We start from the raw sequence: 24,259 nt of genomic DNA on the forward strand, positions 1-24,259 counted from the left end.
TTTACGGGGTTGCAAATGTAGAAAATATTTTTCACTCTACAAACGTTAAACCATTAATTTTCAATAAGATTATTTTACTATTTGATTTTTATTACAAACCATAGATATTTGCATTACATTTATTAAAACATAAAATCATTTGAAACCTCTCTTAATATCTTTTTTGCTTTTATTTTTTGGGTTAAATTGTTTAGCTCAAAATTTTCAGCTGCACATAATTGGAAGCACGGATTCTGAAACAAAAACCATTGATTCCTTAAAATACAATTCAAATCATAAAAATACAAAATCTGCTACAGATGAAATAAATCGAATATCAGAGAGACTATCAAAAATAGGATTTATAGAAAACAAAATTGTCACTACAATCAAAACAAAAGACTCTACTTATCTAACCAAATTAAACCTAGGAAACAAAATTAAATCTATACGTATATATATAGGTAGAAACACTCAATTAAACAACATAGTCAACCCAAACAAAACTACCGACACAATAACACTCAAATACGAAGAAACTGAAACTTTCTTAAACAACACCCTTAAAAAATTAGAAGAAAACGGATTTGCTTTAGCAAAATTAAAACTAACAAATATCCAAAAGAAAAAAAAAGTTCTTTATGCCGATTTAGAATCCATACCCAACAAAAAAAGACAATTAAATTCAATTGAAATAAAATATACAGAAAAAGACAATAAAACCAATTTTCCAAAAAGCCATACTAACCAAATTAACAAGAAATACAAAAACAAAATTTTCAATAAAAGCACTATTGAAGAGATTCATAATGAATTTGAGAAATTCAGATTTATAACCCAAGTTAAATATCCAGAGATTTTATTAACTAAAGACAGCACTAAAATTTACATCTATCTCGAAAAAAGAAAATCAAATACTTTTGATGGATTTATAGGCTTTTCTAATAACGATAACAAAAAAATAAAATTTAATGGCTATCTAGATATAGCACTCGAAAACATACTAGGCGCAGGAGAGGAATTTTCCATTTACTGGAAAAGTGACGAAAACAAACAAAAAACATTTAATACAAGTATAGAAATACCCTATCTATTTAACAGCCCTTTAGAAATTAAAGCAAATCTTGCGATTTTTAAACAAGACAGCACTTTCCAAAACACAAAAACAAGCATTGATTTAGGATATTTAATCGATTACAGCTCGCGAATTTACATGGGCTATCAATCAACCGAATCTAGCGACATACAAAACACAAACAGCGAACAACTAAGCGACTATAAAAACTATTATTTAACTTCAAGTTTTGAATACACAAAAAACGATTACAACAACATTATTTTTCAAAAAAAATCAGCATTTTCAACAACAATCGGTATCGGGAAAAGACAAATAAATAATCAATATGCAACTCCTAAACCAATTAAACAATTTTTCATAAACATAGATGCAGACCATACTTTCTATTTAAATAGAAAAAATAACATCAACATAAAAAGTCAAAATTATTTTTTACAAAGCGATAAATACATAATAAACGAATTATACCGTTTTGGCGGTACTAAATCAATAAGAGGATTTGAAGAAAACAGCTTACAAGCAAATTTATTTACATCAATTTTAACAGAATATCGTTATGTTCTTTCTACAAGTTTATACTTACATTCTATAATAGATTATGCAATCTATACTGACAAATCTACAACTGACAAAAGCAACCAAAAAACAGAACTTATCGCATTAGGACTAGGACTGGGACTGCAAACAAAAAACGGATTACTGAAATTTGCTTTAGCAAGTGGAAACACAAAAAATCAAAAATTAAATTTTTATAACACTATTGTTCACATATGTTACAATGTTAAATTTTGAATGCGTGCATAAAAAATCATTTCAAATGTTAGGAAAGTTAACAAATTATTAAGATTTTTGTCTCACTAATTCAAAATATTTAAAAATGAAACTAAAGTTCAATGGATTCTTAGTACTATTAGTAGTACTTGTGGCGCAACTAACTTTTGCGCAAGAGAGAGCTGTTTCAGGAACTGTTTCTGACAATGCAGGACTGCCTTTACCAGGCGTGAGTGTATTAGTAAAAGGAACAAAAACTGGAACACAAACAGATTTTGACGGAAAATATTCTATCAAAGCAACACCAAGCCAAGTCTTGGTTTTTAGCTACATTGGAATGAAAACCCGCGAAGTAGCAGCAAGTTCATCAACTGTTAATGCAAAATTAGCAAGTGACGCATTAGAACTTGAAGGAGTTGTAGTAACCGCTTTGGGGATCAAAAGAGAAAAAAAATCTCTTGGTTATGCAACCCAAGAGGTCAAAGCTGAAGATTTAAATTCAGGGGCAGGAAGCGGAAATTTCATTAACGAACTTTCTGGTAAAGTAGCTGGTGTTAACATCAAGAGAAATAACAACTTTGGTGGTTCTTCTAGTATTGTATCTCGTGGTGTAAAAAGCTTAACAGGTAATAACGAAATGTTAATTGTTATTGACGGAATGCCAATCAACAATTCCAACATCAACTCAAATACTGGAAGCCAAACAACCGGAGCAGGAAACACCTATGATTACGGGAATGCCGCAATGGACATCAATCCAGACGACATTGAAAGCGTAAATATCCTTAAAGGTGCAGCAGCTTCTGCATTATATGGTTATTTAGGAGGAAATGGTGTTGTAATGATTACTACTAAAAAAGGAAAATCTAAAAAAGGATTAGGAATTACTGTATCTAGCGAATTTGTTGCAGGTACAATCGACAAATCTACTTTTGTAAAATATCAAACTAAATATGGAGCTGGCTATGGTCCATTTTATGAAGATGAATCTGGTTACTTCTTATCAAGAGATATTGACGGAGATGGCGTTAAAGATTTAGTAGTTCCAACTTCTGAAGATGCTTCTTACGGAGCTGCCTTTGACCCTAAATTAATGGTATACAACTGGAATGCGTTTACTCCTTGGTCAGACAGTTATCAAAAAAAGACTCCTTGGATGGCTGCTAAAAATGACCCTACTACATTTTTCCAAACTGCTACAACGTTCAACAACTCTATCTCTTTAGAAGACGGAAACGACACTACAAATTTTGTTTTTAATTTCTCTAACTCTAAACAAAATGGTATTTTACCAAATAGTGAAATGAACAAAAACAGCTTAAGCGCTAAAATAAGTCATAAGTTCTCTGACCGATTAACTCTTAGCACATTTGCTAATTTTAATGCACAATCTACACTTGGTAGAAATTCAACTGGTTACAATGAAAACATCATGTCTAACTTCCGTCAATGGTGGCAGACTAACGTAGATGTTCAAGAATTGAAACAAGTATTTGAAAGATCCGGTGGTCAAAACATCAACTGGAACTACGCTGACCCATCTGATTTAAATCAAATTTACTGGGACAATCCATATTTCATAAGATATAAAAACTTTCAAACTGACGAAAGAAATAGATTCTTAGGATATGGTAAATTAGATTATAAATTAACTGATTGGTTAACTGCTACAGGTAAAATCTCAACAGATTCATACAGCGAATTACGTGAAGAAAGAAGAGCATTTGGATCTATTGCGGGTGACTTTGGTATCAACAGACAAGCAGAAACTTCAGGATATCAAAAGTACAACAGAACTTTCTCCGAGCAAAATTATGACTTCATTTTGACTTTCAAAAAAGACATCTCTGAAAACATTAGCTTCAATGGAGTAGCAGGAGGAACAGTTGTTAGAACCAGAATCATATCCACTTTGAATTCAACAGTGGGAGGATTAATCGTTCCGGACCTTTTCAGCTTATCAAATTCTAAAAAAGCAGTATCATACCCAACTGAATCAGAAGTAAATCAAGGAATAAACAGCTACTATGCTTCCGCTTCTTTTGGATACAAAGACTTTGCATTTTTAGATGGAACCGTAAGAAGAGATGCTTTCTCAAGCTTACCACAAAATGCAAATGCAATTAATACTTATTCAGCTTCTGGATCTTATGTTTTCACAAAACACGTTAACGCACCATGGTTAAGTTTTGGTAAAATTAGAGCAGGTTATTCAGAAAGCCCACTTGGAACACCAAATCAATCATTAATAGATACGTATATCAAAAATGATCCATTTGGTGATGAGCAATCCTATTCAGTTGCTTCTACGAAAAACAATCCAAACTTAAAAGCAGTTAAAACCAATACACAAGAAATTGGTTTAGAAATGCAATTTTTAAACAGAAGAATTGGTTTTGAAGTAAGTGCCTACAAAAATGAAAATAAAGGAGAAGCTATTTCAGTTCCTTATTCAACAGCAACAGGAAACAGTGCCAGATATCTTAATGCTGCTACAGTAGAAAACAAAGGTCTTGAAATACAGTTTAATGTAACTCCGGTTAAAACTAAAGATTTTCAATGGGAAGTTTTTGTAAACTGGTCTACAAATAAAAATAAAGTTACTAAATTAGTAGATGGAATTGACAACCTTAGATTAAGTTCATTTGGTCAAGGTGTTACTCTTAATGCAGCAGTAGGTCAGCCTTATGGTGTACTTAGAGGTACTGATTTCACTTATTTAAATGGTCAAAAAGTAGTAGGTGCAAATGGAAGATATGTAATTAATCCTTCAGCAAACAATGTAATTGGAGATGTGAACCCTGACTGGCTAGGTGGTATACGTAACAAATTTACTTACAAGAGTATTTCTTTTGGTTTCTTGATTGACATGAAAAAAGGAGGAGATATATTTTCTCTTGACCAAACTTATGGTTTAGCTACAGGTCTATATGACATTACTGCAGGTAATAACGAATTAGGAAATCCAATAAGAAACACAATCGCAAATGGAGGTGGAGTTATCTTGCCAGGCGTAAAAGCTGACGGAACTCCTAACACTACGAGAACTCCTTCTCCTAACCAATACGGAAACGTATCAGGATACAGAAGAGCTCCAAACGCAGCGGCTATATACGATGCTTCTTTCATAAAATTAAGAGAAGTGAACATTACTTATTCTTTACCATCTACAATCGTTTCGAAAATGAAACTTACTGATATGAAATTCAGCATAGTAGGATCTAATTTATGGATAATTGACAAAAACCTTCCTTATGCTGATCCAGAAAGTGGACTAAGTGCAAACTCTAATTCTGCAGGTTACTCAATAGGTTCATTGCCAACAACTAGAAACATTGGTTGTAACGTAACATTTAAATTTTAAATTATGAAAAAGATACTTTTATTCATCTCATTTATAGCCTTAACGGTATCATGCTCTGATGATATTACAGGACTAAATGTAGATACGAAAAACCCAACTACGACCAAACCAGAGTATTTATTCACAAATGCTCAACATGCACTAGTTGATCAGATAGTTAATGCTTCTGTAAACAAAAACGTTTTCAGATTATTTACTCAATACTGGGCAGAAACCACCTATCCAGATGAAAGTCAGTATAATTTAACAACCAGACCGATTCCAGATTTTCATTTTACTACTCTTTACAGAGATGTATTAAGAGATTTCAAAGAATCTAAAACAGCATTGGACGGCCAAATTGTTGCAGGTGCTGCAGAAACTGCAGTTTTAAATAACAAAAAAGCTATCGTTGCTATTATGTCTGCCTATACTTACAGTGTATTGGTTGATACTTTTGGTGATGTACCTTATACTGAAGCATTGGACATTGAAGGTCATCCTTTACCAAAGTATGATGACGCACAGACCATCTACAAGGACCTTATCAGTAAATTAACTACTGCTAGCGCTGCCCTAGACGCTTCTGCAGCTAGTTTTGGATCTGCAGATTTAATTTATGGTGGAAATGCAGCAAAATGGAAAAAATTTGCTAATTCACTTAGATTAAGACTTGCTGTAAACATGTATGATGTCGATGCTGCTTATGCTACTGCTCAAATAAATGCAGCCGTTAGCGATGGGCTTATAACTAGCAATGCTGATAATGCAGATTTACATTATTTAGGTGCAGAACCTAATGCAAATCAGCTATATGTTGACATTGTAGCTAGTAACAGAAAAGATTTTGTAATAGCAGATACATTTGTAAACAAATTGAATGATTTAAGTGATCCAAGAAGAGCTAAATATTTCACATTTGCTCCTGAAACTACTAATTACATTGGAGGTACATATGGTGCATCAAATAGCTACACAAATTACTCTCACATTAACGAAACAATACTTGAGCCTACGTTTCCAGGAACAATATTTGATTATACAGAAACACAATTTTTGTTAGCTGAAGCAGCTGCAAGAGGAGTAGCTGTTGGAGGTACTGCTATTACACATTACAATACTGCAATTACAGCTTCAATGGAAAGTTGGGGTGTTGATGCCGCTGACACTGCTCTATATTTAGCACAGCCAAGTGTAGTATTTGACGCTGTAAACTGGAAAAAAAGCATTGGTGAACAAGCTTGGATTGCTTTATACAACAGAGGTTTTGAAGCATGGACTTCATGGAGAAGATTAGACTTCCCAGTTTTAGTTGCTCCGGCTTCAACTTACAATGACATTACCTCAGTTCCTACAAGATATAAATATCCTGCTGGTGAACAAACAGTTAATGCCAAAAATGTAACTGCTGCATCTGCTCTTATCACTGGTGGTGATTTATTGACAACAAAAGTTTTCTGGGATAAACACTAAATTTATACCAAAATAAATACTAAAGCCACCCTGTTCATTCAGAGTGGCTTTTTTTTATAAAAACATTATACCTATATTTGCACCATGGAAAAAGAACACCAAATATTCGGGATTAGAGCAATAATTGAAGCAATACAAGCAGGCGCAACGGTAGATAAAGTTTACATTCAAAAGGAAGCGAGCAGCGAACTGATGAAAGACTTGATGAAAGTGATGAAACGAGGCAATATTAATTTCTCCTATGTTCCTGTAGAAAAACTAAACAGATTAACACCTAATAACCATCAAGGTGCTGTTGCAACCATTTCTCCAATCTCCTTTTTTGATTTAGAATCATTGATAGAATCTGTAATAGAAAATGGTAAAAAACCATTATTTTTAATTTTGGACCAAATATCGGATGCGCGTAATTTTGGTGCTATAATCAGAACTGCAGAATGTACCGGTGTAAATGGAATCATTGTTCAAAAGGCCGGTTCAGCACCTGTAAATGGAGATACCGTAAAAACTTCTGCTGGAGCTGTTTTCAATATTCCAATTTGTAAAGTAGAACATATTAAAGATGCTATTTTTCTGTTACAGGCCAGTGGTATTAAAACAGTAGCTGCTACAGAAAAAACAGATCAGAATATTTATGACATTTCTTTAAACGAACCTGTCGCTATCATAATGGGATCAGAAGATCGTGGGGTAAACCCTTCGGTTTTAAAAATTGTTGATGAAAAAGCAAAACTACCTATGTTTGGAACTATTGGATCTTTAAATGTTTCAGTAGCTTGTGGTGCTTTTTTATATGAAGCGGTAAGACAAAGAAGTTAATTCTATCCCCAACTCTTCTTAAAGAAAAAATCCTAAATAAAGAAATAAAAAATGAATTAGAACTCCGGTTTTGATTCATTTTTTTCGTTTGAGACAATTGTATATTCTACCGGAAAATCAGAGGAGAAATACGATAATAATTTCTCTGTTTCTTCTTCGGGAAGATTTATAAAATTTCCACTTGAATCGAAACGCTGCATGAATTTATCTTCTTCAGGATTATAATCTAGTTTTTCCCAATCGTATTTGATTACCTTTTTATACTCGGGTGTTTTGTAAACTAATGATAAAACAAAACCAGTTATCAGTCCAGCCAAATGACCTTCCCAAGAAATTGCTTTTTCTCCTAGTGTCTCAGGACTGGGGAAAACATACCAAACTAAACCACCATAAATAACAATTACGGCAAGTGACAAAGCCACCAAGCGATAATATTGTGTCTGAATGCCCTTAAAGAAAATAAAACTCACCAAGACATAAATCAAACCACTAGCACCTATATGATAATTATCTCTCCCTATAATCCAAGTAATTATTCCCGAAAGCAAAATACCAAATACAATAACTTTAAATGACTGGCTGGCATAAAAAAATTGTAGAGCAGCCAATAAAATTAGTAACGGAATTGAATTATTATAAAGATGCTCTATATCCGCATGAATAAAAGGACTGAATACAATTCCTTGTAGACCCGAAAACTCTCTTGGATATATTCCATTTTCAACAAAATCAAAATCAAATCTTATTTCAAGCCAAAAAACAAACCACAACATTACTACAAAAAAAAGTGGAAGTCCAATAACCGTATTAGTAAATTTGAAATGATTATCCATTAGTTTTAATTTCGAGTTCTTTTAAATGAAAATCAAAAACTTATCCAAAACCAATTTAATGCTATTTTGTCATAGTATAACTAAAAGTGATTAGTAATAGAGAGCCTAGCCCAGATGGAAACGGCATCCTTTTTATCTCGTTTTTTTTAACGAGATAAAAAGATATAGTGAACAGCTGGAATTAGCTCCAAATAAAAATAGTAATTTTACCAAAGTTATTTTTTTAATTTATAATTAAAGACTAGCAATTTCAGATTTAAGAAATAAATGGAAGCACCACTTGCAGAACGCATTCGACCACAAAAATTAGAAGACTATATCAGTCAATCCCATTTGGTAGGACCAAGTGGCTCATTGACTCAACAAATTATAAAAGGAATAATTCCTTCGTTGATTTTCTGGGGACCCCCTGGGACTGGGAAAACAACTTTGGCCCAAATTATAGCGCAAGAATCTAAACGACCATTTTACATTTTGAGTGCTATCAATTCTGGTGTGAAGGATATTCGTGATGTTATTGAAAAAGCAAAACAGAGCGGCGGATTATTTACTGCAAGAAATCCTATCCTGTTTATTGATGAGATTCATCGTTTTAGCAAATCGCAACAAGATTCTTTACTGGCTGCTGTAGAAAAAGGTTGGATAACACTGATTGGTGCAACTACCGAAAATCCTAGTTTTGAAGTTATCCCTGCATTACTTTCCCGTTGCCAAGTTTATGTTTTGAATGCTTTTACAAAGGCCGATTTAGAAGCCCTATTGGAACGCGCCATGAAAACGGATGCTTTTTTAGCAAATAAAAACATTGTTTTAAAAGAAACAGAGGCTTTATTACGACTTTCTGGAGGTGATGGAAGAAAGCTATTGAATATTTTTGAACTTGTAGTAAACGCCTCTAATGAAGCCGAAATTATAATTACTAACGATCGGGTTTTTAAATTAGTACAACAAAATACCGTTTTGTATGACAAAAGTGGTGAACAGCACTATGATATTGTTTCGGCTTTTATAAAATCAATACGAGGAAGTGATCCAAACGGAGCCGTTTATTGGCTTGCTCGAATGATTGAAGGTGGCGAAGATGTAAAATTTATAGCCAGAAGGATGCTTATTCTAAGTAGCGAAGACATAGGAAATGCAAACCCAACCGCTTTTATTATGGCAAATAATGCCTTTCAGGCTGTTTCCACTATTGGCTATCCGGAAAGTAGAATTATTTTAAGCCAGTGCGCTATTTACTTAGCAACTTCCCCTAAAAGTAATGCTTCATACCTAGCTATAGGAACTGCACAACAACTAGTGAAACAAACCGGGGATTTACCGGTCCCAATTCATTTGCGCAACGCCCCAACTAAATTAATGAAAGAATTGGGTTATGGCGAAGAGTATAAATATTCCCATGACTTTGCTAATAACTTTGCCGAACAGGAATTTCTACCTAATGATTTAAGCAATACGCCTATTTATAATCCAGGAAATAACTCACGAGAAAACACCATCCGGGAATTTTTAAAAAACCGTTGGAAAAATAAGTATGGCTATTAAAAAATAAAGATGCACAATTGTGCATCTTTATAAAAAATATATCTTGAAAAATTAAAATTTAACCTCCATTTTTTCAGAGATTAATTTATCATTAAGGTAATATTCAAAAAACCATTGGTTATCTTTTTCAATAAGAAGACCCTGTAAATTCCCTTTTATAGCTATAAAACAATCCTTTCTTGAAGAATTGTATATTTTCAAAACTACTTTTGGCGTACTATCAATTAATTGAAAACCCGTAACTGTACGTTGCGCATAAAGCATTCCCAAATTATCTTCAATATTTCCTTTTACAGTATCAGTAGAAGCTATTGTTGAAACTACCTGAGAGACAGGCATCGAATTACTTGATCTCAAATTTGCATTTGAATTACTCTCTATTACTTCATTATATTTATAATTCAATGCATAAACTGAAACAAAAGCTTTGTTTAAAGCTTCTGTATAGGTTAATTGATACTCTTTTTCTTTACTCATACCGCTAGCAGATTTAAAAATTATCTTTCCATTACAATCCTTGAAGGTAACGTATAGTTTAGTAGTTAAAAAAGACTTTTCTTTTACAACATCAAAATACAACAGACTACATCTATCATTGTATTCTTTTGGCAAAGATTCACTAGTATAAAAACCTAGAAAACCAGCTTTGTCTATATTAAACTTTGATAAAGTAGCGAGTCTATATTGGTTATCACTTTTTAAAAAGTCAAACTTTAAAGGAATAAGTACTGCTTTATAATCATTAATAGATTGTGAGAAACAGTAACTAGAAATCAATACTGCGAGAAATAGAAATCGTGTTTTCATATTAGCTAAATTTATTTTAGATTGCAAAAAAAACCTCCATACTTTGCTTATGAGTTCTTATATAGAGATTGGTAATTTATAAATATTTTTTTAATTCCAATAAGTGATTGACTTGTTTAATACCTTTTTCAACTTGCTTCTTACTTTCATTAAAAAAGATAGCATCAAATCCTGCATTAAGAGCTCCTTCTACATCTGCTTCCAGGCTATCTCCAATCATAATACTACTTTCTTTATTGGCTTTGGCCAAATCAAGGGCATATTCGAAAATAACAGGATTTGGCTTTTTTACACCTGCCATTTCAGAATTGGTAATCGTTTGAAAATAGCTTCCAATATTAGAATTGGTCAATTTTTTATATTGCACTTCAGCAAAACCATTAGTAATAATATGCAGTCTATATTTTTGATTTAGATACTCCAAAAGTTCAAAAGTTCCGTCAAAAAGATGGTTATTATCAGGTAATCGTTGAATGTATTCTTGAGCAATTGTCTCAATCTCCTCATCAGAAATAGCATAATTCAATGCATCAAACGAATACTTCAATCGATTGTAGCGCAATTCCCCATGTGTGATTTTATCATATTGATATAATTTCCAACACGCTTGATTTATTGGGACATATTTATCAATAAAAACTTTGGTTTCAATTGTTGGATGGTTTCTTTTCAAAATTCTCTCAAATGTCAATTCAGAATTTTTATCAAAATCCCAAAGCGTATGATCTAAGTCAAAGAAAACGTCTTTAATAATGGTATGTTTCATTTTTAATTTCTAAAATATGCCTTCGTCAACAAAGCTAAAATAACTAGCTTCCGTCACAATAAGATGATCTAATACTTTAATTTCCAAACTATCACCTGCTAACTTGAGCTTCCGTGTAATTTGTTTATCGGCATCGCTGGGAATTAATGTTCCCGAAGGATGATTGTGACACAATATTAATCCTGTTGCTCCCATTTCAAGCGCCGTTTTAAAAACTAATCTTACATCAACTAACGTACCAGTAATCCCGCCTTTACTCAATTGCGATTTTGAAATGACTTTGTTTGAATTATTCAAATATACAATCCAAAATTCCTCGTGTGGTAATTCACCAATAATAGGCTGCATGATTTCAAAAATTGTTTTACTGGAAGTAATTTTTGTCAATTCTACTGCTTCCTCTGCTCTTCTTCGTCTTCCTAATTCTAAAGCAGCAATAATCGAAATTGCTTTGGCCTCGCCTATACCTTTAAAATTTGTCAATTGAGAAATCGATAATTTCCCTAACGCATTCAAATTATTATTTACACTAGCTAAAATTCTTTTACTCAAATCTACTGCCGATTCGTTTCGACTTCCTGAGCCAATCAAAATAGCGATCAGCTCTGCATCACTCAAAACACTTTTGCCTTTGAGCATTAGTTTTTCTCGTGGTTTGTCGTCTTCGGACCAATTCGTTATTGGGAAAAAAGAATTTTCAGACATAGGCTATTTCAATTAAATTTGTTTTTTCATGCAAATACTATTTTCTAAACCTACATAAGGTACATAATTATCAACAATAGCATAGCCTACTTTTTGATACAACCCAATGGCTTCGTTTTGTTTATATAACGTTTCTAAGACTGAGAATGAAAAACCTAAATCATGCGCCCAAAGCTCTAATTCTTGTATTATTTTTTTAGCCAAACCCATTCCTCTTGCTTCAGGAGAAACAAACATACGCTTTAATTCAATCGTATTTTTATCATATTTCTTAAAACAACCACAGGCAACAGGTTGATTATCCCTATACATAATAACAACATTGGGATTTAATTCTATGACATTATTCCCCCAGTAATTAGTTTTTAACTCCGGATAACGCTCCCATAAACTTTTATCTAAAGCAGCGATGAGTTTAATAAAATCTGGATTTTCACTCGTAGTTTTAGTAATTTTTATTTTGCTATTCATTCTATTTCTATTTCATCAATTCCTTAACTTCATCAAAATTCAATCCACCGTAATTCCCAGAACTCATTAATAATAAAGCTGAATTTTCAAGATTTAAGTTGAATAAATAATTTTTAAAATCTTGAGGATTGGTATAAATGATTAAATCTTTTCTGTTGAATGCATTCGCAATTTGCTCATAAGTTACTTCTTCCAGTTGTTTAATTTTAACTGCATCGGGTGAATAGAAAACAACTGCTATATCTGCATATTCTAATGCACCTTCATATTCTTTTAAAAATTCAGCATTCAAACTACTATAGGTATGCAACTCTAAACAAGCTATCAAAGTTCTGTTTGGATATTGCTCTTTTACTGCTTTTGTAGTTGCTGCTACTTTACTTGGCGAATGTGCAAAATCTTTATACGCTACTTTAGTTTTACTTTCGGCAATTTTTTCTAATCGTTTGGAAGCACCTTTAAAACTGGCAATAGCCTCATAAAAATCGGCTTCATCAACGCCCATATTCTGGCAAATCCATTTAGCTCCAGCCAAATTATTAAGATTATGTGCTCCAAAAACTTCTATAGGCATATCACCTTCAGGAGTTTCTAGAAGTGTAACACCATCGCTTACGGTATATTTTGGTGTATGATACGCTAATTTTCGGATTGGGTTTATGGCGGCTTCGGCAACACGTTTCACTTCAGAATCATTTTCATTGTAAACCAAAATCCCACCATTGGTAATTTTTCCAATAAAAATCTCAAACTGTTCCACATAATTTTCATACGTTGGAAAAACATTAATATGATCCCAAGCTATTCCAGAAATCAAAGCAATATTGGGTTGGTACAAATGAAATTTTGGTCTTCTGTCTATCGGCGAAGATAAATATTCATCTCCTTCTAAAACAATAAAATCATTCTCCTCAGTAAGATGTACCATTGTATCAAATCCTTCCAGTTGTGCACCAACCATATAATCTACTGCAATGTTATGGTAATGCATTACATGAAGAATCATTGAAGTTATGGTTGTTTTCCCATGAGAACCACCAATCACAACACGTGTTTTATTTTTGGATTGTTCGTAAAGAAACTCAGGGTATGAAAATATTTTCAAACCTAATTCCTGGGCTTTCAACAGTTCTGGATTATCAGCTTTGGCATGCATTCCTAGAATTACTGCTTCAATATTTGAGGTAATTTTTTCAGGAAACCAACCTAATTCAGGAGGCAAAATTCCTTTTTTATCTAACCTTGATTTTGATGGTTCAAAAATTGCATCATCACTTCCTGTAACTTGGTATCCTTTGTTGTGTAATGCTAAAGCTAGATTGTGCATGGCACTTCCACCAATAGCTATAAAATGTGTACGCATTAATTTTATAGTTTATAGTTGTTGTATCGAAATAAGTTTGAAATTATTCATCCCTTAATTCATCCCTTTTTATTTTTATATTCTTCTAAAACTGATTTTGATTTTTCAGGATCACCCATTTTATTTTTGTATAAATTAGCGAGCATCTGATAACAAACTTTTGATCCGCCTACAGTTATAGCTTTTCTATATTGCTGTTCAGCAACCTTATATCTTTTAAAATATTCATCAATATGCCCTCTAGACAAATAACCATCCACAGGAGACAATCGCATCAATTCATTTGAATACTTTATCGCTTTAGACTCACTACCCCCAACGATTCCAGGCAATTGAATATACAATTCAATCAGTGCCCAACGTGCCTCAATATGTTTTGGATTAAAAACTAATGCTTTTTCAAAAGATTCTTTAACCTCATCAATCATTCCAAGCGCTTTAAACTTACTCACTTGTCTTGCTTTCATTCCTAATACCCCACCATATTTAAAATAATAATTGGCTTCTGAAGGTTTTAATTGCTTTAGTTTTTTATAATAGTTAATCGCTGTATCCCAAGATTTATTTCGCCCCGCTATGTCTCCTAAATATTCTATAGTTTTAAGATTTGACGGATTACTTTTTAGGAAGTTTTCAAAAATGGGCCGTGCTTGATCAAATTTTTCTTCTTTGAATAATTTTTCTGCAGCATCAAAACTGGATTGAGACCAAATCATCAGTGGAAATAACAAAAAGGCTACTAGTAATTGTTTCATACTTCAAAAATAGGGAAATTTTGAAGTATTAAACAGATTTTTTTAGGCTAAAAAGACACCCCATAAAAAATAGAAATATAACGAACAAGAAACATTATCATAACATAATGGTCTTACATTCGTAAAAACTAAAAATGAAAAGAAAAAGAAAAATTCCTTTAGTCGTATTAAGTGATGTACACTTAGGAACATACGGCTGTCATGCTAAAGAGTTATTGCAATATTTAAAATCAATAAATCCACAAACATTGGTTTTAAATGGAGACATCATCGATATGTGGAGTTTCACCAAAAGTTATTTTCCAGCCTCTCATATGAATGTCTTGAGACAAATCATAAAGATGTCAAATCAGGGAACTCGTGTTATTTACATTACTGGGAATCACGATGAAGCTTTACGAAAATACTCTGATTTTATTTTAGGAAATTTTGAATTGGCAGATAAATTAATCCTGGATTTAGACGGAAAGAAAACCTGGATCTTCCACGGAGATGTTTTTGACTCCTCTACGAAAGGTTATGCTAAAATATTAGCCAAACTTGGTGGAAAAGGATACGATTTATTGATTTTAATCAATAGTCTTATTAATTGGTTTTTAGTGCTTTTAGGAAAAGAGAAAAGAAGCTATTCAAAAATGATCAAAGACAGTGTCAAGAAAGCAGTTTCGTTTGTATCGAATTTTGAAACTACCGCTGCAGAAATAGCCATTCAAAAAAAATATAGTTATGTGGTTTGCGGACATATTCATAAACCTCAAATGAAGGAAGTCGAAAACGAGCACGGAAAAGTTATGTATTTAAACAGTGGCGATTGGGTTGAAAATCTTACCGCATTAGAATACAAAAGAGAAAAGTGGCAAATTTATCAATATAAAAAAGCGGATTATTTACATCATGATAGCAACGAAGACAAAATTTTCAATGATAATGATATTGTTACTAAAATTTTATCCTAGCTATTTCACACAATTCCTTTCAAAATCAAATCATTTAAAAAACACATATTCCATCATTCTTTTGAAATCAAAATTTACATTCGATACAATCTAAATAAATTGACATGAAAATATTTTATGCTATTCAAGCGACTGGCAATGGTCATATCAGCAGGGCGATTCAACTGTACCCTTATTTACAAAAATTTGGTGAAGTTGATTTTTTTATGAGTGGTAACAATGCCAGTCTAGAGGTCAATTTGCCAATAAAATTCAAAAGTGATGGCTGTAGTTTACATTACAGTAAATGTGGCGGTTTAAATTATTGGGATATTGCCAAAAACATCAAACCAAAACAAATCTATAAGGATGCAAATTCTTTGCCAATGAAAAACTATGATGTAATCATCAATGATTTTGATTCAATTACTTCTCTGGCATGTAAATTACAAAAAGTACATTCGATACAATTTGGCCATCAAGCCAGTTTTATATCCCCTTTGACTCCCAGACCCGAAAAAAAGAGTCTTATGGGAGAAATGATTCTCAAACATTATGCACCTTCTCCAAAGCATATTGGATTGCATTTTGACAAATACGATTCTTTTATACTTCCTCCAATTATCAAAGATGAAATTGTAAATGCCGTACCAAAAAACAAAGGTCATATTACCGTTTATTTACCTTCTTTTCAAAAAGATTGTTTGGAGGAAGCATTCAACAAGCTTCCGAACTTCACTTTTCATTGGTTTTTGAACGATATTAAAACTAAACACACGATAAAAAACGTCACTTACTTCCCCGTTAATCAAGAGTATTTCAATAAAAGTCTTATAAATTGTGAAGGAATCATTACTGGCGGAGGATTTGAAACACCTGCTGAGGCATTATATCTAGGAAAAAAAATACTCTCTATTCCTATTCGGAAGCATTATGAACAGGAATGTAATGCTGCTGCTCTCAAAAAATTGGGAGTTCCTGTCCTTTATGATGTTGCGGATGATTTTTATTTAATAATAGAAAACTGGTTTGATTCCCACATAAACTATCCAAAAATACAAGCCAATAATATCCCCGAAACCTTGCAGTTTTTATTTGACACTTATAACTCTTGATCAAACAAAATCTAAAAAAAAGGTACTCTATTTAGAACACCTTTTGCATAAATTTTTTTAAATACTAGTCATTCAACATTTTCCATAATTTGTCTTTCAATTCAGTCAAACCTTGTTGAGCTACAGATGAAATAAACATATATGGAATATCTTTGAAAGCAACGTCTAATTCTGTTTTCAATTCTGCTTTTAACTCATCATCGAGCATATCGCATTTTGAAATCACCAACAAACGCTCTTTGTCAAGCATTTCAGGATTGTATTTAGTCAATTCGTTTACCAAAATATCGTATTCCGCCTTGATGTCTGGCGTATCCACTGGAACTAAGAACAATAACGTTGAATTACGTTCAATATGTCGCAAGAAATAATGACCAAGACCTTTTCCTTCGGCAGCACCTTCAATAATTCCTGGTATATCAGCAATTACAAAAGATTGGAAATCTCTGTAGGCTACAATTCCAAGATTAGGCTTTAGAGTTGTAAACGGATAATCAGCAATTTTTGGTTTAGCTGAAGTCAATACGGATAACAATGTTGATTTTCCTGCATTAGGAAAACCCACTAAACCTACATCGGCTAATACTTTTAGTTCAAGAATAACATCCATTTCTGCACCTGGCAAACCTGGCTGTGAGTATCTAGGTGTTTGATTAGTTGAACTTCTAAAATGCCAGTTCCCTAAACCACCTTTTCCACCACGAGAAAGTATTTGTTTTTCACCGTCTTCGGTAATTTCAAATAATATTTCTCCTGTTTCTTTATCTTTCACAACTGTTCCCAGCGGAACTTCAATGAATTTATCATCTCCATCAGCTCCAGTACTTCGATCGCCACTACCATCTCCACCATTACCGGCTTTGATATGTCGGGCAAATTTAAGGTGAAACAATGTCCAAAGACCTTTGTTTCCAACTAAATAAACATGACCTCCACGACCTCCATCACCACCATCTGGCCCACCTTTTTCAATAAATTTTTCTCTATGCAAATGCGTAGATCCTTTTCCTCCTTTTCCGGAAGAAACATATATTTTAACGTAATCTACAAAATTCCCTTCAGTCATTTTTTTTTGTTTAAAAGTCTGAAGTTTAAGCTTTAAAGTTTAGCTGAACTATAACTTTAAAGCTTAAACTTTAAACTAAATTTTTAACCTTTTAAGGCTTTAACCATCACTTTATCAATCTTCACGCCATCCATATCAATGACTTCCAACTCAAATTTTTGCCAAATTAATTTCTCCCCTTGTTTAGGAATATGAGAGAGTTCCGTCATTATCAATCCACTGACCGTAGTTACTTCATAATCGTTGATCAATTCATCTAATTCAAAGTAAGTCAAGAAATCGTGTAACGAATAATGCCCGTCAACCAGCCAAGTCCCATCTTCTCTTTCAATCAGCTGAAAATCATCTTTATAAAAATCAGAGGCGTCTCCTACCAAGGCTTCCAGAATATCATTCAAAGTAATTACGCCTTGAAAAACACCGTATTCATCAGAGACAAATGCATAATGAATACCCGTTTTTTTGAAATTTTCTAAGGCGATATAAGCAGTAGTTTGCTCCATCATAAAAGGAGCTTCAGTCATTATAGCTGCTAAATTGAAGTTTTCATTTTCAAAATGGGAAAAAATATTTTTCAGATTAACGACTCCAACAATATCATCATAATTCTCACCGTAAACAGGATAAATAGAATGCAACTCTTTTAGCATAAACTCCTTAACCTGTTCTCTATCAGAACGCAAAGGTAAAAAAACTACTGACTTTCTGTGCGTCATCAAGGAGTTTATTTTTCGGTCTCCAATATGAAAAACACGCTCTACAATATCTTGTTCAATTTCCTGTACTTCTCCACCTTCAGTACCTTCTTTTATAATGGCTTTTATTTCTTCTTCGGTTACTTTACCGTCGGCTGTTGGTTTTATTTTTAAAATATCCAATAAAAAATCAGTTGAAGTAGTCAACATCCAAATAAATGGCGCCGTAACAATTGATACTACTTTCATGGGTAATGCCACAGCTTTGGCAATAGATTCCGGATGATTCAATCCTATTCTTTTAGGTAATAACTCTCCTAAAACCAAAGAGAAAAAAGTTAAGATTACTACAACTATACCTACCGCAACAGAATGCGCATAAGGTCTTATCATTTCAAATCCAAATATAAACGCTTCAACATCTTTGGTTATTTTATCACCACTATAAATACCAGTAAGAATCCCTATGAGTGTTATTCCTATTTGTACGGTTGACAAAAACTTATTTGGAGAATTGGCTAAATCCAATGCGATTTTAGCGCTTTTATTTCCTTTTTTTGCTGCGGTCTCTAATCTATTTTTTCGTGCTGAAATCAATGCGATTTCTGACATAGAGAAAACCCCATTTAATAGTATTAGAAAAAATATTATTAGTATTTCCAATTTTTTAGTTGATTCGTTTTTTATTTAAATTCTGATTTCTGAATTTTGCTTTCTGAAATCTGTAATCTTGATTTTTAGCCCAGATGGTAATGAAAAGCCCGGAGTTAAAAAAACTAATTTTTCTTGTCATAAAAGAGCGACCATAGGAAGCTCCTTTTATGACTTAGAAAAATAGCTTTTTTAACGAGGACTTGTAATGTACAGCTGGAATTGCTCCTATAAATTATCAATAACGTTACTTACTCTTTCAGTAATTTCAGCGATTGAACCTATCCCATTTACTGCGTGAAATTTTCCTTGCTCCTGATAATAATCCATTAAAGGGGCTGTTTTTTCATTATATTCTTGGTAGCGATTTCTGATTTTTTCTTCGTCTTGATCATCAATTCTACCGCTTGTTTTTCCTCTTTCAAGTAATCTTGCAATCAAGATTTCATCATCGGCTTCTAGTGCAATTGTTGCAGCAACTTGAGAACCTATTGAAGTAAGAAATAAGTCTAAATCCTTAGCTTGTGAAATTGTTCTTGGGTAACCGTCGAACAAAATCCCATTTGTGTCCGGGTGTTTATTTACCTCATCAATTAGCATTTTAGTGGTCAATTCATCCGGCACTAAATCTCCAGCATCCATGAAAACTCTTGCTTGCTTCCCTAATTCTGTATCGTTTTTTAAATTAAAACGGAATACATCTCCAGTAGAAATATGTGTTAATTTGTATTTTTCTTTTAAAAACTCTGCTTGAGTTCCTTTTCCTGCACCTGGTTTTCCAAATAAAACAATGTTAGTCATAATGTTGTTGCGTAGTTATTCTTTTAATTTATATACTTCTGGTAAATTTCTTCCTAAACCATCATAATCCAATCCAAACCCTACAATAAATTTATTTGGAATTCTAATTCCAATATAATCTATTTTTATGTCCTTGGTATATGCTTCTGGCTTGAAGAAAAGTGTGGCTATTTTAAAATGCTTTACATTTTGTTTTTTGAATAATTGTTTTAGTTCTACTAAAGTATTTCCAGTATCAATAATATCTTCTATAATAATAACGGTGCGTCCAGTTAAATCCTGATTCAATCCTATCAGTTGTTTCACTTCGTTTGTTGAAGAAGTTCCTTCATAAGAGGCCATTTTTATAAAAGACACCTCACATGGCTTTTTATACAGTTTCATGAAATCAGAAACCACCATAAAAGAACCATTCAAGACACCTACAAATACTGGTATTTCATCCGCAAAATCATCTTCTATTTGAGCAACCATTTTTGTGATTGCAAAGTCGATTTCTTTGGCAGAAATAAACGGAACAAATTGTTTATCGTGAAGTTGTATCATTATTTTCATGTTTAAAATAATGAGCAAAGATACAGAATTCGAATTTGACAATTGATAAATGGACATTAATTTGTAATCTAAAGATTTAATGCGCTAATTATCCTAATAACACAAATATAAAATTTCGAACCAAAAACTTAAAAAAATCATATAATTTACTTAAAAACAAGTAGTTAGACGACTAATAGAATCTGTTAATCGAAAAAATATTGTACTAAATTTATTTATTCCTAAATTTAAGTGTAGGATATTTAAAATCGTAAAATTATGGCTTCTTTAAATCCAAATACAACAGTTTTAGGTGTTAAAAATGCTAAACATTTATTGCGAAGAGCAACTTTTGTGTACTCCAAAGTCTTGATAGACCAATATTCTAAATTAACTCCAAATCAAGCTTTGGATTTATTATTAGCTGATAATTCACTCACCGTTAATTTACCTTACGACCCTCTACCATTGACCGCTCCCGATGGTTATTGGACTGAATCAACAAATTTAGCTACTACATTTCCTGATCAAAATAGAAAAGCAACAATTGTAACGGGTTGGTGGTGGTATAATTCCGTAAATAATCCAACACTTAAATTTAAACTTTCTCATTTTTTATCAACTCGATTTACCGTAATAAAAAATACTGATCTATCTGGATCAGCAACAGAGTTTTATGACTACATTCGATTGCTTTTATTCTATTCTTATGGGAATTATAAAAAATTAGCAAAAAAAATGACTCTAAATAACTCCATGCTTAATTTTTTAAATAATACCTCTAATATAAAATCCTCTCCAAATGAAAATTATGCGCGTGAATTTCTAGAATTATTCACAATCGGTAAAGGTATTCAAATTGCTGCTGGAAACTACACTAATTATACTGAGTCAGATATTGTTCAAGCAGCACGAATTTTAACAGGATTTAAAAGGAAAGGAGATCGCTCTATAATTGATTCTGAAACTGGAATCCCCAAAGGATACAATCAATTTTCTGATCACAACATTACTTCTAAAACATTTAGTGGTGCTTTTAACAACAAGATAATCACTTCAGCAAGTGATGCTGCTTCGATGGATATCGAATTAGATAATTATATTGAAATGGTTTTTAACCAACCGGCAACTGCTAAAAATATTTGCAGAAAAATATATACTTATTTTGTAAAAAGTATCATTTCCGCTGAGATAGAAAACGACATCATAATTCCTTTGGCTCAAGACCTCTATGATAATGGTTATGAAATTATTCCAATAATTAGAAAATTACTAGAAAGTCAACATTTTTATGATTTGGATGACGCTAATACTACTGATGAAACTATTGGAGGAATAATAAAATCTCCCATTCAGCAACTATCCGAAATATGCACGTATTTACAAGCTATAATCCCTGACCCGAAAGTTAAGCCATTGGAATTCTACAATACTTTTTGGTATCTTTTTGCTTACAATATGTTTTTAACAAGTTCCAATATGGGATTATTTAACCCTGAAAATGTCGCTGGCCATGCCGCCTATTATCAGGCTCCTGATTATGATAAAAACTGGATATCTTCCTCTACCTTAATTGCAAAATACCGTTTAGGAGAATCCTTACTTGATGGCGTAAACAGGATTAGTGGCAACACTACTATTGCTGCTAAAATAAACATTTCAGACGTATTAAAAAATACTGAAATTGTATCAAATCCTTCAGATCCTATTACATTAACTTCAGAGTTATGCAATGCACTTTTCGCTCAAGAAGCAAATACTGATCGTATTAACTATTTTATGAATTCTTTCCTCCTACAAGGCCTTTCTAATTATTATTGGACCGAGGCCTGGAATAATTTTATTAGCACCAATAATAGCTCGGTCGTAGAATCTCGACTAAAGTTATTAGTAACCAAAATATTAAGAGCTCCCGAATCTCAAATGTTTTAGTATTATTTCAAATTTCTATTTAACAATCAAAAATATTTAAGAGAATTTTAAATCTTGAATGTTTTACTATTGTTCAAAATTCAATTTATCATGCAAGATATTATGAGACCCCAAATCTCGTACGTTTTAGTATTATTTCCATAATTAATAACAAAACAACAAATATCATGAAAAGAAGAAATTTTATTAAATTGACTTCAACTGCTAGTGCACTTACATTGTTGCCTAAAGAAGTTTTTGCCCTATTCAAATCAGCAGGGATGACAACTTGCCCTGATTCTATTTCAAAAAAAATAGTGTTAATTCAATTAGCTGGAGCTAATGATGGATTAAATACCATTGTACCCATCAATCAATATGACACTTATGCTACATTACGACCAAACATAAAGCTTAATAATGTTGGAATGACAAATGGCATTATTAATCTTGATTCAACTTTGGCATTAACAAATCAAGTGGGATTACATCCATCTCTCATTGGGTTTAAAAATCTTTATGACAAAGGATTTATGAGAATTATTCAAGGGGTAGGCTATCCTTCTCAAGACAAATCTCATTTTAAGTCAACGGATTTATGGTTGACAGGAGGAGATGGCACCATGGCCAACAATAATTTTGATAGTGGTTGGACAGGACGCTTTCTTGAGCATTATTATACTGATTTTTTAAATTCAAACTTTCCTTTAGGAATCCAACTTGGCAGCAGTGATAATTCACTCGGTTTCCATGGGGAAATTGAACATGGTATGTCTTTAAACATTAGCGGTCAGGATTTATCAGGATTTTATTCTGTAGTGAATGGCTTAGGCGGTCAACCACCGACAAACATTCCAGATTCAGAGTACGGGGGGTTAATTCAATACATCATTAACAATGACACTTCAGCAAATTCTTACGCACAAAGTATTTCAAATTCCTTTAATTCAGGAACTAATACACTAACTTACCCTAATTCCAGTTTATCCAATCAGTTAAAAACTGTAGCACGCTTTATCTCTGGCGGACTTCAAACCAAAGTTTACCTAGTAAAAGTTGGTGGATTTGACACACATGACATGCAAGTTGCAGCAAACAACACGACCCATTTGGGCAATCATGCAAACCTTTTAACTCAGATTTCAGAGGCGATTAATACTTTCATCACAGATTTGAATAATCAAAATATGGGAAATGATGTTATGGCGGTAACTTTTTCAGAATTTGGAAGAAAAGCAGGTGAAAATGCAAGTTTAGGAACTGACCATGGTGAAGTTGCACCAATGTTTATTTTTGGCAGCGCAATAAATCCAGGGATATCAGGGACAAACATTAATTTATCAGAAGCAGTATCTACTAATAATTATCAAGTTAGAACTGTTCAGCATGATAATAGACGAGTTTTTAGTACAATTCTTCAAGATTGGTTTGGAACAAGCAATCAAACATTAGATTTGACATTTTATAATAACACGACCAATACTGGATTTTCAAATAATAAAATCGCCGATTTAATAAAAAGTCAAAATACTGTTAATTCGACCTGCTATGCTGACAAATTACTTTCTGTTAATGAATTCAAAAACACTTATGAAGTTATAGTTTATCCAAATCCAACTTCAGAAACCATCACTGTTAATGCGCCAAATAACAATGAAATAAATACCGTTTCAATTTATTCAATAGACGGAAAATTTATTGGAAAATATAAAAATCCTTTAAACAGCAGTCAGTTTTCTATTAACGTTGAAAATTTGTCCACAGGATTTTATAATTTAAAAATCGAGACTACCAATGGGAATTTTTCTAAAAAAATAATTGTGAGAAGATAACATCCTATCGA

20 protein-coding genes are annotated in these 24,259 nt (G+C 32.6%); 9 read left to right on the forward strand and 11 right to left on the reverse strand.

Translation table 11 applies throughout. The annotated features are described in order from the left end of the window. Nucleotides 1-139 precede the first annotated feature (139 nt). From T410_RS01760 to rlmB, 4 genes are all read left to right on the forward strand, one after another. Entirely contained in the window at nt 140-1,849 is a 1,710-nt protein-coding gene (locus tag T410_RS01760) for a membrane protein (RefSeq protein WP_035668132.1), read from the forward strand. Between the two features lie 85 nt (nt 1,850-1,934). Next, complete coding sequence (locus tag T410_RS01765; protein WP_035668134.1) at nt 1,935-5,192, forward strand: SusC/RagA family TonB-linked outer membrane protein; 3,258 nt, start codon at nt 1,935-1,937, stop codon at nt 5,190-5,192. Nucleotides 5,193-5,195: 3 nt separating this feature from the next. After that, nucleotides 5,196-6,644, forward strand: coding sequence for a SusD/RagB family nutrient-binding outer membrane lipoprotein (locus tag T410_RS01770; RefSeq protein ID WP_035668137.1), 1,449 nt, complete (start codon nt 5,196-5,198; stop codon nt 6,642-6,644). 84 nt (nt 6,645-6,728) lie between these two features. Then, nucleotides 6,729-7,463 (forward strand): 23S rRNA (guanosine(2251)-2'-O)-methyltransferase RlmB, encoded by a 735-nt coding sequence (gene rlmB, locus T410_RS01775; protein WP_035668140.1) that lies wholly within the window; start codon nt 6,729-6,731, stop codon nt 7,461-7,463. A gap of 56 nt (nt 7,464-7,519) precedes the next feature. Here rlmB and T410_RS01780 read toward each other — a convergent pair whose 3' ends face one another. Further along, nucleotides 7,520-8,296, reverse strand: a complete 777-nt coding sequence (locus T410_RS01780; RefSeq protein WP_035668142.1) for a rhomboid family intramembrane serine protease — start codon at nt 8,294-8,296, stop codon at nt 7,520-7,522. A 267-nt stretch (nt 8,297-8,563) separates the two neighbouring features. Here T410_RS01780 and T410_RS01785 point away from each other — a divergent pair, with 267 nt between their 5' ends. After that, complete coding sequence (locus T410_RS01785; protein WP_035668144.1) at nt 8,564-9,841, forward strand: replication-associated recombination protein A; 1,278 nt, start codon at nt 8,564-8,566, stop codon at nt 9,839-9,841. 51 nt (nt 9,842-9,892) lie between these two features. Here T410_RS01785 and T410_RS01790 read toward each other — a convergent pair whose 3' ends face one another. The 6 genes from T410_RS01790 to T410_RS01815 all read right to left on the reverse strand — a co-directional run bounded on the left by T410_RS01790 (nt 9,893) and on the right by T410_RS01815 (nt 14,708). Continuing rightward, the gene (locus T410_RS01790; protein ID WP_035668147.1) at nt 9,893-10,648 is read right to left on the reverse strand and encodes a hypothetical protein; all 756 of its coding nucleotides are present in this window, start codon (nt 10,646-10,648) and stop codon (nt 9,893-9,895) included. Between the two features lie 76 nt (nt 10,649-10,724). Next, nucleotides 10,725-11,414, reverse strand: coding sequence for a YjjG family noncanonical pyrimidine nucleotidase (locus T410_RS01795; protein WP_035668150.1), 690 nt, complete (start codon nt 11,412-11,414; stop codon nt 10,725-10,727). A gap of 9 nt (nt 11,415-11,423) precedes the next feature. Further along, nucleotides 11,424-12,119, reverse strand: coding sequence for a DNA repair protein RadC (gene radC / locus T410_RS01800; protein WP_035668153.1), 696 nt, complete (start codon nt 12,117-12,119; stop codon nt 11,424-11,426). 12 nt (nt 12,120-12,131) lie between these two features. Then, entirely contained in the window at nt 12,132-12,590 is a 459-nt protein-coding gene (locus T410_RS01805) for a GNAT family N-acetyltransferase (RefSeq protein ID WP_035668156.1), read from the reverse strand. 7 nt (nt 12,591-12,597) lie between these two features. Next, nucleotides 12,598-13,953 (reverse strand): UDP-N-acetylmuramate--L-alanine ligase, encoded by a 1,356-nt coding sequence (gene murC, locus T410_RS01810; protein ID WP_035668157.1) that lies wholly within the window; start codon nt 13,951-13,953, stop codon nt 12,598-12,600. 59 nt (nt 13,954-14,012) lie between these two features. Continuing rightward, nucleotides 14,013-14,708, reverse strand: coding sequence for a lipopolysaccharide assembly protein LapB (locus tag T410_RS01815; RefSeq protein WP_035668160.1), 696 nt, complete (start codon nt 14,706-14,708; stop codon nt 14,013-14,015). Between the two features lie 134 nt (nt 14,709-14,842). Between T410_RS01815 and T410_RS01820 the strand changes: the two genes are divergently transcribed. After that, complete coding sequence (locus tag T410_RS01820; protein WP_035668163.1) at nt 14,843-15,664, forward strand: UDP-2,3-diacylglucosamine diphosphatase; 822 nt, start codon at nt 14,843-14,845, stop codon at nt 15,662-15,664. Nucleotides 15,665-15,768: 104 nt separating this feature from the next. Continuing rightward, nucleotides 15,769-16,758, forward strand: coding sequence for a glycosyltransferase family protein (locus T410_RS01825; RefSeq protein WP_035668166.1), 990 nt, complete (start codon nt 15,769-15,771; stop codon nt 16,756-16,758). A 64-nt stretch (nt 16,759-16,822) separates the two neighbouring features. Here the strand turns inward: T410_RS01825 and obgE are convergent, their stop codons facing one another. The 4 genes from obgE to hpt all read right to left on the reverse strand — a co-directional run bounded on the left by obgE (nt 16,823) and on the right by hpt (nt 20,517). Then, a complete protein-coding gene (gene obgE / locus T410_RS01830) occupies nt 16,823-17,824 on the reverse strand; it encodes a GTPase ObgE (RefSeq protein WP_035668169.1) in 1,002 nt (333 codons plus the stop codon). An 83-nt stretch (nt 17,825-17,907) separates the two neighbouring features. Further along, a complete protein-coding gene (locus tag T410_RS01835; protein ID WP_081897791.1) occupies nt 17,908-19,182 on the reverse strand; it encodes a hemolysin family protein in 1,275 nt (424 codons plus the stop codon). A gap of 216 nt (nt 19,183-19,398) precedes the next feature. After that, on the reverse strand, nt 19,399-19,971 hold the full coding sequence (locus tag T410_RS17175; RefSeq protein WP_035668176.1) for an adenylate kinase: 573 nt from the start codon (nt 19,969-19,971) through the stop codon (nt 19,399-19,401). Nucleotides 19,972-19,986: 15 nt separating this feature from the next. Continuing rightward, nucleotides 19,987-20,517 carry a hypoxanthine phosphoribosyltransferase gene (hpt, locus tag T410_RS17180; protein ID WP_035668179.1) on the reverse strand — a complete coding sequence of 177 codons (531 nt, stop codon included), beginning with the start codon at nt 20,515-20,517 and terminating at the stop codon, nt 19,987-19,989. A gap of 267 nt (nt 20,518-20,784) precedes the next feature. Here hpt and T410_RS01850 point away from each other — a divergent pair, with 267 nt between their 5' ends. Together T410_RS01850 and T410_RS01855 are read left to right on the forward strand one after the other, a co-directional pair. Then, nucleotides 20,785-22,437, forward strand: coding sequence for a DUF1800 family protein (locus tag T410_RS01850; RefSeq protein WP_035668180.1), 1,653 nt, complete (start codon nt 20,785-20,787; stop codon nt 22,435-22,437). Between the two features lie 167 nt (nt 22,438-22,604). Then, complete coding sequence (locus tag T410_RS01855) at nt 22,605-24,248, forward strand: DUF1501 domain-containing protein (RefSeq protein ID WP_051929330.1); 1,644 nt, start codon at nt 22,605-22,607, stop codon at nt 24,246-24,248. The last annotated feature ends 11 nt before the right edge of the window (nt 24,249-24,259 follow it).

This window comes from Flavobacterium sp. 83, assembly GCF_000744835.1.
Taxonomy (GTDB): domain Bacteria; phylum Bacteroidota; class Bacteroidia; order Flavobacteriales; family Flavobacteriaceae; genus Flavobacterium.